Annotated in this window: 7 protein-coding genes and 1 pseudogene; 5 read left to right on the top strand and 3 right to left on the bottom strand. The window is 73.9% G+C overall.

Features of this window, described 5'->3' with window-relative positions; translation table 11 throughout:
- Together ACZ7GX_RS45140 and ACZ7GX_RS45135 are read right to left on the bottom strand one after the other, a co-directional pair.
- Positions 1-1,197, bottom strand: a pseudogene (locus tag ACZ7GX_RS45140) (LuxR family transcriptional regulator); the annotation flags it as partial.
- The gene (locus ACZ7GX_RS45135) at positions 1,194-2,486 is read right to left on the bottom strand and encodes an Hsp70 family protein (protein ID WP_498786829.1); all 1,293 of its coding nucleotides are present in this window, start codon (positions 2,484-2,486) and stop codon (positions 1,194-1,196) included. The gene ACZ7GX_RS45135 and the pseudogene ACZ7GX_RS45140, both read right to left, overlap by 4 nt.
- 245 nt (positions 2,487-2,731) lie before the next feature.
- Here ACZ7GX_RS45135 and ACZ7GX_RS45130 point away from each other — a divergent pair, with 245 nt between their 5' ends.
- From ACZ7GX_RS45130 to ACZ7GX_RS45120, 3 genes are all read left to right on the top strand, one after another.
- Positions 2,732-3,688, top strand: coding sequence for an IniB N-terminal domain-containing protein (locus ACZ7GX_RS45130; RefSeq protein ID WP_498786828.1), 957 nt, complete (start codon positions 2,732-2,734; stop codon positions 3,686-3,688).
- A 130-nt stretch (positions 3,689-3,818) separates the two neighbouring features.
- Positions 3,819-5,630, top strand: a complete 1,812-nt coding sequence (locus ACZ7GX_RS45125; RefSeq protein ID WP_498786827.1) for a dynamin family protein — start codon at positions 3,819-3,821, stop codon at positions 5,628-5,630.
- Positions 5,627-7,030: a P-loop NTPase family protein gene (locus tag ACZ7GX_RS45120; RefSeq protein ID WP_498786826.1), complete on the top strand. Its 1,404-nt coding sequence runs from the start codon at positions 5,627-5,629 to the stop codon at positions 7,028-7,030. The genes ACZ7GX_RS45125 and ACZ7GX_RS45120 overlap by 4 nt, the downstream gene beginning before the upstream one ends.
- A 10-nt stretch (positions 7,031-7,040) precedes the next feature.
- Here the strand turns inward: ACZ7GX_RS45120 and ACZ7GX_RS45115 are convergent, their stop codons facing one another.
- The gene (locus tag ACZ7GX_RS45115; protein ID WP_498786825.1) at positions 7,041-7,856 is read right to left on the bottom strand and encodes a LysR family transcriptional regulator; all 816 of its coding nucleotides are present in this window, start codon (positions 7,854-7,856) and stop codon (positions 7,041-7,043) included.
- A gap of 76 nt (positions 7,857-7,932) precedes the next feature.
- Between ACZ7GX_RS45115 and ACZ7GX_RS45110 the strand changes: the two genes are divergently transcribed.
- Positions 7,933-8,790 carry a PhzF family phenazine biosynthesis protein gene (locus ACZ7GX_RS45110; protein WP_498786824.1) on the top strand — a complete coding sequence of 286 codons (858 nt, stop codon included), beginning with the start codon at positions 7,933-7,935 and terminating at the stop codon, positions 8,788-8,790.
- Positions 8,791-9,062: 272 nt separating this feature from the next.
- Positions 9,063-10,049 carry a LysR family transcriptional regulator gene (locus ACZ7GX_RS45105; RefSeq protein WP_498786823.1) on the top strand — a complete coding sequence of 329 codons (987 nt, stop codon included), beginning with the start codon at positions 9,063-9,065 and terminating at the stop codon, positions 10,047-10,049.
- The last annotated feature ends 91 nt before the right edge of the window (positions 10,050-10,140 follow it).

Below are 10,140 nucleotides of genomic sequence, written 5' to 3'. Positions count from 1 at the left end.
GCCGACCTGGCCGATGACCGCGAACGCCGAGGACGTCGAGCTCGGCGACCACCGGTGCAGCTCCGTGCCGCGGGCCAGCTGGCCCCGGTGCGCCAGCGCGATCGCGGCCACCTCCGCCGCCGCGCCGCGGTGCTCGACGTCGCCGCCGGAGATCACCTGGTCCGCGAGCCGCATCGCCGCGTCGAGGTCGCCCGCCATGGCCGAGGCCACCGCCCGCCGCACGGCGACGTCCGCGCCCGCCGTGCCGATGGCGGCCAGCAGCCGCGCCGCCAGCGCCGGGTCGGTGGCCAGCGCCTCCTCGGCCGCCGCCCGGAACGCCTGCGCCATCTCCGGTCCGACGACACCGGCCTGGTTGCCCGTCCCGCCGACGCCGATCAACGGCCGCACCAGGTCGAGCACCGGCCCGCCGGACGCCAGCTGCAGCTCGGCCAGCCGCTGCCGCACGGCGATCCGCCGGTCGGTGCGGCTCAGCGACGCCACCGCCTGCCGGGCGACGGGCAGCAACGTCCCGTCGGCCGCGACCAGGCCGGTGGCCCGCCCCGCCTCGATCACGTCGCCGACCGCGTCGGCGTCGACCCCGAGCAGCCCGCCGAGCAGGTCCAGCCGCAGCGCCGCACCCGCCTCGGCGGCCAGCAGGTACTTCCGCACGTCGGCGTCCAGCCAGTCCAGGTCGGCCCGGAACGACGCCACCACCTCCGGCGTGAGCTCCGCCGCGGTCAGCCCGGCCAGCCGCCGCACGAACCGCGGCACGCCGCCGGTCTGCTGGTGCACGTAGTCCACCAGGCCGCGGGCGGACGCGGGCAGCACCGCGCGCACCTGCTCCCGCGTGAACGGCTCCAGCATCAACGACGGCCGCGCCCGGCCCAACGACTCGGCCAACGCCGCCAGCGCGCGCGACCGCGGCCACGGCCGGTAGGCCACCACGACGTGCTCGTCACCCCGTTCGACCAGGGAGCGCAGCGCCAGCAGCTCGGCGTCCGGCAGCAGGTGCGCGTCGTCCACGACCGAGGCCGACGCGCCCGCGTCACCGAACGCCCGCGTGATCTCCCGCAGCACGGTGGTCTTGCCGTACCCGCCGGGCGCGACCACGCCGAGCCGCAGCACGGGCCCGGAGCCGACGGCTGCTGCCGCGACGGCGTCCAGGACCTGCGTGACCTGCTGGGACAACACTGGACTCGCGGTCGTGCTCGGGCTCAACGGCCATCCTCGCTGTCACGGGCACGGCGCCCACCGGTCGGCACGAGCCCGCGCACGACGCGCTTCACGGTGCGCCGTTCCGGCAGGTCGAGCGGTGTGATGTCGACGGGCGGGCGGGGCGGCGGCGCGGTGGGCTCCGCGTCCGGCGCCTCCAAGCCACCCACGGGAAACCTCAGCGACGGGTCGTCGTCGCGCACCATGACCGAGGTCTCGATCGGCTCGGGCTCGGCGTCGGGCCCGATCACGAGCCTGCGCGCGGCCAGCGCCGCGCCCTTCACCACCGACGTCTCGGGCGCGGCCTCCAGCACCACCCGGCCGGGCACGGACGCCGCGATCAGCGGGATGCGGGCGCTGCCGCCGACGAGCGCGGTCATCTCCACGCCGCCGGACACGACGCGTTCGAACACCGCCACGGCCTGCTCCACGTCCGGGCGGATCAGGTCCTCGAACTGCGCGCGGGTGATCGGCACGTCCACCGGCCCGGACGGCAGGTGCACCGGGATGGACGTCTCCAGCGTGCCCGACAGCACCCGCTTGGCCGCCTCGCAGTCGCGGCGCAGCCTGCCGAACAGGCCGCGGGTGCGGGGGTCGTCGGCGTCCAGTTCGGCCAGCTCCCGCCCGAGCGAGGTCCGCACGTGCGAGAAGACCGCGTCGTCGAAGTCGACGCCGGCGGCCTGGTCGACCCCTTCGACGGTCTTGACCAGCTCGAAACCCCGGCCGACGACGGAGGCGGCGAACCCGTGGCTGCCGAGGCTGAACACGCCCAGCGGCCCGGCGAAGGACCGGCTGTACGCGTGGTTCTCGGCCGCCGCGACGGGCTCGGGCACCAGCGACGCCTCCACGCCGACCGCCCGCAGCGCCCGGTGCATCAGGCCCTTGGCGTACGCGCCCCAGCCGGACGGGTGCGCGAGCACGACGTGCGCGGGCCGTTCGCCTTCCCGCGCGGCGACCTGGTCGGCCACCCACATGACCATGAGCGCGGTGAGCTCCTCCGCCGGGCACCGCTCGGCGTCCGCGTCCCTGAAACCGGGCGACAGCGGGTCGGGCCCCAGCACGACCGGCACCGCGTCGCCGACCCGGCGGCCGAAGCCGGTCGCGGTCCACCGCGGGTCGCCCGGCTCGCCGACCGCGAACGCGCCGTCGGGGGTGAGCTGCAGCGTCGACGCCACCCCGCCGCCCGGACCGCCGAGGCCGACCACCTCGGGCTCGGCGCGCCCGGTCCCGCCCAACCGGCACACGGCGGCGGCGGTGCGCGTGGTGCCCACGTCGACCCCGAGGACGTACGGCAACTCGGAGCCTCCTTCACTCACCTGAACGAACTACCGGCAGTACCTACACGGGTTACGAGATGGTCACAAGGCCATCCCCTAATCCCCTAGGGAGTGAACGAGAACCACCCCATCGTGGTTGCGGCATCTACTGGGAGTAATCCCCGATGGCCGGTGATCCCCCCGCCCATACCTTGATCACCAGGCCGGACCCCACCCCTGCCGGGCCGGCTACCCGCGTCCTACTCGACCAGGAGACATCCATCATGGGCTCCAGCCCCAACACGCTGCACGACTTCGTTCTCGACCTGCTCAGCGACCCGACCGCGCTGGCCGACTTCCAGGCCGACGCCGAGGGCACCCTGGCGAGGGCCGGCCTGAGCGACATCAGCGCCCTGGACGTGCAGGAAGTCATCCCGCTGGTGCTCGACTACGTGCCGACCGGGGGCCTGCCCGCCCTCGACGGCTCGCTGCTCGAGGACCTGCCGCTCGACCTGGTCGACGCAGGCCAGGCCGGCGCGATCTTCCAGCTCAAGGCCGTCACGGACCAGCTCGCGGTGTCGGGTGCCACCGGCGCCGGCGACGTCAAGGCCGCCGTGGCGGGCACGCTCAGCGCGGACGCCGACGGCCTGTCGGTCTTCGGCGGCGTGTCGAGCTGGGACCTGCTCGACGGCGCCGCCTCGGCGGAGCTGACGGTCGAGGGCGACTTCTCCGCGGTGGGTGACGTGACCGACACCCTGGACGGCACGCTGCACACCGCCACCGGTCAGGTCTCGGACCTGACCGCCACGGCGACCGGCACGCTGGACGGTGCCGTCGCCACCGCGGGTGGGGTCACCGGCTCGCTGCCGGGCGCGGAAGGCCTGACCAGCACCGCGTTCGGCGCCGTCGACACGCTCAACGGCGTGATCGGCAACGTGACCGGTGGCCTCACCAGCTCGCTGCCCGTCGGCGACCTCGGCAACGTGGCCGGCCTCGGCGACGTGGCGGGCCTGGGCAACGTGGCGGGCCTCGGCGACGCGCTCGGCGTGTCCGGCTCGGCGCACGGCTCGGCCGAGTTCGACACCCACGGCGCCGCTCCCCTGTCCGACGTCACCGGTGTGGTCTCGGGCGTGGCGGACACCGCCGGCGTCGGCGGTGTCGTGAGCAACGTCACCGGCACGGTCGACAGCCTCGACCTGCCGGTCGTCGACTCGCTCGGCGTGGACAACCTGCTCTTCTGAGACTGATCCACCACCGGAGGGCCGGTCCTGTCCACGCGACGGGACCGGCCCTCGCCTTGTGCCCGGAACATGCCCGGAACGTCCCCGGACTTTCACCCGGACGGGTTTTACCGGCACACTCTGCCGGGTGATGTCCGCGCCTTGGCTCGACGTGCTCGACGACACGATCCGGGCTTGCGCTGCGCACAACCGGCCCGACCTGGCCGAACGGTTGCGCGACAAGCGCGCCCGCCAGCTGGACCCCAAGCTCCGCGTGCTCGTGATCGGCGAGCCGAAGCAGGGCAAGAGCCAGCTCGTGAACGCGATGGTGAACGCCCCGGTGTGCGCGGTGGGTGATGACGTCACCACCACCGTTCCCACTTTCGTGCAGCACGCGGAGACCCCGTCGGCCGCACTCGTGCGCGGCGCGTCCATCGCGAACACGCCCACCGAACGCATCCCCGTGCCTCTCGACCAGCTCGCCAGCCGGGTGAGCGCCGACCGGCACCACGGCGGCGACGTCGTGCGCGCCGAGGTCGGCATCCCCCGAGCCCTGCTCGACTCGGGCCTGGTGCTGATCGACACGCCGGGCGTCGGCGACCTGCGGCCCGCGCACACGGCGAGCACGTTCGCCGCGCTGCTCCAGGCCGACGCCGTGCTCATGGTCTCCGACGCGACGGCCGAGCTGACCGGGTCGGAGCTGGAGCTGCTCAAGCAGGTCATGACGTCGTGCCCGAACGTGATCGTGGTCCTCACCAAGATCGACATCGCGGCGCAGTGGCGGCGGGTGGTCGAGCGCAACCGGGCGCACCTGGCCCGCGCCGGCGTGACCGCGAAGCTGGTCCCGGTCTCCGCCGCGCTGCGCCTGCGCGCGGCCAAGACCGGCGACAAGGCGCTCAACGCCGAGTCCGGCTTCCCCGAGCTGCTCACCTGCGTGCGGCAGGACATCGTGGCCGCCGCCGACCAGCTGGCCCGCCGCACGGTCGCGGTCACCGCCGCGTCGGCGATCAAGCAGCTGGTCGCGCCGGTGCGCGAGGAGCTGACCGCCGGGGTCGCGCAGGGCCCGGAGAAGACGATCGCCGCGCTCAACGAGGCCCAGCGCCGCATCGACGAGCTGCGCCGCCGGTCCGCGCGCTGGCAGACCGTGCTGGCCGACGAGATGGCCGACCTGGTCTCCGACATCGAGTACGACCTGCGCGACCGCACCCGCAAGATCATGCGCGAGGTGGACAAGACGTTCGAGACCGCCGACCCGGCGCTGGGCTGGGACAAGTTCGAGTCCTGGCTGGAGGACAACCTCACCGAGGCCGCCACCACGAACTTCGCCTGGCTGCTCGACCGCTCGGAGTGGGTGGCCGAGAAGGTCGCCAGGAGCTTCCCGGTCGTCCGCGACGACCTGCTGCCCGAGTCGATCTTCCCGGACGACGTGCTGGACCGGGTCGCGCCCATGGACAAGCCGGTGATCGAGAAGTTCAGCGTGATGCAGAAGGCGTTCACCGGCCTGAAGGGCTCCTACGGCGGCGTGCTGATGTTCGGCCTGGCGACGAGCCTCGCCGGGATGCCGCTGATCAACGCGATCTCGCTGGGCGCGGGCGCGCTGTTCGGCGGCAAGTCGATCATCGACGAGAGCGACCAGCGGCTGCGCCGCAGGCAGGCCGCCGCCAAGGCCGCCGCGGCCCGGCACGTGGACGACTTCTTCATCAAGTTCAGCAAGGACTGCCGCGACGCGGCCCGGCACATCCAGCGCAGCCTGCGCAACCACTTCGCCACGCTGGCCGAGGAGCTGCAGGAGACGCTGCTCGAATCGGCCCGCAGCGCCCGCCGCGCGGTGCAGGACGACAACACCGAGCGCGAGCGCCGCAACCGGGACGCCAAGCGGGAGCTGGACGACCTCGTGCAGCTCTACCAACGGGTCCAAGGGCTCGCGGGAGGTCAGGCGCCACCGCTGGGGATCAGCGCATGATGCCTTCGGGCGAGGCGCCGCCGGGCGTGACGCTGGAGGACGAGGTCTGGGCGCTGCTCGAGGACGCCCTGGTGGTCTACCGGGACAGCCCGCGCGCGGTCGCGTGGCTGCGCGGGCACCAGGCGCGGTTCGGCGAGCCGGTGCGCGTCGCCGTGGCGGGCGCGCCGCGCTCGGGCAAGTCGACCGTGGTCAGCGCGTTGATCGGCGAGGAGTTCGCGCCGACCGGCGCCACCACGTGGTACCAGGACGGGCCGCGGCCGCGGGCGCACGTCGGCCAGTACGAGGTGCCGGTGCTGCGCCGCGACGGCAAGGCGTTCGTCGACGCGCCGGACGCCGAGCGCGTGACCGTGGAGTGGCCGTCGCGGTCGTTGCGCGACCTGACCCTGATCGACACGCCGGCGGGCGCGCCGGTCGAGCACGTCTACGGCGAGGCCGACGCGGTGCTGTACCTGACCAGGCACATGCACACCACGGACGTGCGGTTCCTGCAGACCGCGCACGACCACCCGGTGGCGCGGGTCGCGCCGGTGAACACGGTGCTGGTGCTGTCGCGGGCCGACGAGATCGGCGGCGGCCGGATCGACGCGCTGTCCTCGGCCAAGCAGATCGCCCGCCGGTACCGGCGCGAGGCGACGGTGACCCCGTTGTGCCAGAACGTGGTCGCGGTGGCGGGGCTGCTCGCGGTGGCCGCGCGGACGTTGCGCCCGGAGGAGTTCGCGGCGCTGGCGTCGCTGGCGTCGTTGGCGCGCACGGAGTTGGACGGCCACCTGCTGTCCGCGGACCGGTTCGTCGGCGAGGACTTCCCGGTGCGGCTGGACCCGGCGGCGCGGCGGGGCCTGGTGGACCGGTTCGGCATCTTCGGCGTGCGGCTGACGACGACGTTGATCCGGCAGGGCTTCGACACGCAGGTGAAGCTGACCGGGCAGCTGGTGCAGCGCAGCGGGCTCGGCGAGCTGCGCGACTCGATCGGCGTCTACTTCACCGAGCGCCGGGAGGTGCTCAAGGCGCGGGCGGCGTTGCTGGGGCTGGACGTGGTGCTGCGCGCGGAACCGCGGCCCGGGTCGATCGGGTTGGCGGCGTCGGTGGAGCGGATCCTGGCTTCGGCGCACGACTTCCGGGAGCTGAGGTTGTTGGCCGCGTTGCAGGGCGGGCGCACCCGGCTGCCCGGCGACCTGGAGGCCGAGGCGTCGCGGTTGGTCGGGGGGCTGGGCACGAACCCGGTGGTGCGGTTGGGGATGGAGCACGAGCCGACGGAGGGCGAGTTGCGGCGGGCCGTGCTGGAGGCGTTGGGGCGGTGGCGCGGGCACGCGGTGGACCCCGCGCTGGACCACGGGCAGCGGCGGGCGGCGGCGGTGGTCGTGCGCAGCTGCGAGGGGATGCTGGCGCAGCCGGTCGGATGAGCGCCGGTCCTCAGCCGAGCGCGGCCGCGACGGCGCGGACGGCCGCGGAAGGGGTGCGGCGCGGGTCCGTGACGAGGAACAACGTGCTGTCGGGCAGTTCACGGACGCGCTGGAGCGTGCCCGCGTCCAGGTGCTCGGCGACGGCGACGCGCGGCAGGACCGTCCAGCCCAGGCCGGCCACCACGCACGACCGCACGGCCTCGATGCTGCCGAACCGGGTGATGCTCGGCGTCGCGGGCAGGTCGCGCACGAACCGGTCGCTGTAGGAGCAGCCCTCCTCCAGCAGGAAGTACCGCTCGTCCAGCACCACGCCGGGCGCGGACACCAGCTCGATCGGCTCCACCCCGATGGCGGTGACCTTCAGGCCCGGCGCGACCAGCGAGTCCTCCAGCACCAGGGCGAGGTCCAGGGTGCCGTTGCGGACGCCGGTCAGGGCTTGGCGGGTGCCGGCCGGCGAGAGGTGCACGGAGATGCCCGGCCAGCGCATCGCCACGTCCGCGACGCGTTGCGGCAGCCGGTAGGCGCAGACCGACTCGGGTGCGGCTATGCGGACGTCGCCCTCCACCGCCGTGCTGCCGCGCACGGCGTCACGCAGGCGTTGCTCGGCTGTGAGCACCTCGCGGGCGTGCTCGACGGCCTGCCGGCCCGCCTCGGTGAGCCGGGCGCCGCTGGGCAGCCGGTCGAACAGGCGGGCGCCCAGGTGCCGCTCCAGGGCCTTGACCTGGCTCGTCACCGTGGATTGCACGAGGTGCAGCTCCGCCGCGGTGGCGGTGAAGCTGCCCGTGCGCGCGAGCACCAGGAGGGTGCGCAGGAGGCGGGTGTCCACCGCATCGACAATACCGATCGGATCCATCGCAGGGAATCGTTGGACTCGATGGTAGGTGGTGGGAGACGCTGTCCGCATGAACGACGTGCATGAGACCGCGGTCCGGGAACCGGACGTGCTCCGCTACAGCGCTTTCACCACCGACCCCGCCGGCGGCAACCCGGCCGGTGTCGTGCTCGACGCTACCGGCTTGACCGAGGCGTCGATGCTGGAGATCGCCGCCGAGGTCGGCTACTCGGAGACCGCGTTCCTGTTCCCGCGCGGTGACGGGTGGGAGTTCGACGTGCGGTACTTCAGCCCGTTGGTGGAGGTGCCGTTCTGCGGTCACGCGACCGTGGCGTCGGCGGTCGCGCTGGAGCGGACGGGGACGGTCCGGTTCCACACGCCCGCCGGGCTGGTCGAGATCGCCGCGACGCCCGGGAAGGCCGGCTTGACCAGCGTGCCCACGTCGTCGACGCCGGCGCCGGCGGGTGACGTGGCCGAGGCGTTGCGCGCGCTGGGGTGGTCGGCCGACGAGCTCGACCCGCGGTACCCGGTGCACTGGGCGTTCGGCGGGTCGAGGCACCTGGTGCTGGCGGTGCGCACGCGGGAGCGGTTGGCGGCGTTGGAGTACGACTTCGACGCGTTGGGCGACCTGTTGCGGGCCAACGACGCGGTGACCGCGCAGTTGGTGCACCAGCGCAGCGAGGACGTCTTCGACGCGCGCGACCCGTTCCCGGTGGGCGGTGTGGTGGAGGACCCGGCGACCGGGTCCGCCGCGGCGGCGTTCGGCGGCTACCTGCGGGCCGTCGGGCAGGTCGACCGGCGGCGGTCGATCACCATCCACCAGGGCGTGGACATGGGCAGGCCCAGCCTGTTGGAGATCGCGGTCTCGCCCGACGACCCCCGGGTCACCGTGACCGGGACGGCGGTGCGGATCCCGGTCCACCCCTGATCCCCGCCGGCCGCGCGCACCGACCACGCGACGGGGCCACCGGTCGCTCACTCCGCAGTCGCGACCGGCGGCCCCGAACGGGGTGGGGACGTCGGCCTCGCACCCCCTGGCACGTCACCTGCACCCGTGGCGCGGGGCGGGACGGCCCGAGTCCGCTTCAGTAGATCTGGCTCGCGTGACGCATCCGCTTCTCCTCGGTCGCAGGGGAACCTCGCCAACTATGACCGCCGGAAGGGCTGGCGGCTCATACGAAAGGGGGATAGAAGAGCGTTATGCCCGAGCTTGAGCTACGCCACCTGCGCGCGGTGTGCGCGATCGCGGAAGAAGGCAGCCTCACGAAGGCCGCCTCACGCCTGGGGCTCACGCAACCCGCGATGAGCGCCCAGCTGCGGACCGTCGAACGGATCGTGGGCGGTCGGCTGTTCGACCGGACCCCCGGCGGTTCCCTGCCCACCGACCTCGGCAAGCAGGTCGTCGGCACGGCCCGGCTGGTGCTCGACGAGGTCGAGCAGCTGGTCTCGCTGGCCCGCGGGCGGACCAGCGAGGGCAAGCCCGGCCCGTTGCTGGTCGGCGGGGTGCCCACGTTGTTCTTCGGGCAGTTCGTGGCGGAGCTGCGCCGGGTGATCCGCTGCTCGGAGGTCCGCACGGAGATCATGTCCGGCGCGTCGGACCTGCTGGAGCTGCTGGTGTCGGGACAGGTGCAGCTGGGCGTGCTCGACCGGTTCGAGGGGCTGGAGCGGCGGGAGCTGCGCGGGCTGGAGCTGCGGCGGTTGGTGAGCGAGCCGCAGTTCGTGGCGCTGCCGGAGACCGACCCGCTGGTCGTCCAGGACGACGTCGACCTCGCGCAGCTGGCCGACCGGGACTGGGTCGCGCCGCCGGACGAGCTCGTCGGCAACCGGCTGCAGATCTTCCAGGCGTGCGCGGCGGCCGGTTTCACACCCCGGTTCACCCACCACGTGAACGAGGCGAGCACCGCGCGCAGCCTGGTCGCCAACGGGGCGGTGTCGTTCGCGCTGCCGCAGTCGCGCAGCGGGGACGGGATCGTGATCCGGCCGCTGCGCGGCGCGCCGCTGATGGTGGACCTGCTGCTGGCCACCCGCCGGGACGGCCCCGCCGCCGGCCGGGCCCACGACGTCTTCGCCGCCGCCGCCCGCGCCTACCGCTCGGTGCTGCCCCGCAATCCCGGGTACGCGAAGTGGTGGGCGGAGCACCCCGAAGCGCACCGGGAGATCGACGCGGCCCTGGTGGCGGGCGGCTAGCGCCTGTTTCACAAGTCCGTGTTCGCGATAGTCGGGCCTGAGGCGGCTCCCGGGGGCACGGCCGAATGGGCCACATACAACAGCGGTATGC

This window comes from Actinosynnema sp. NPDC037264 (genome assembly GCF_055603705.1).
The sequence above is the reverse complement of the archived record's forward strand: the minus strand, read 5'-3'. Positions and strand labels throughout refer to the sequence as shown.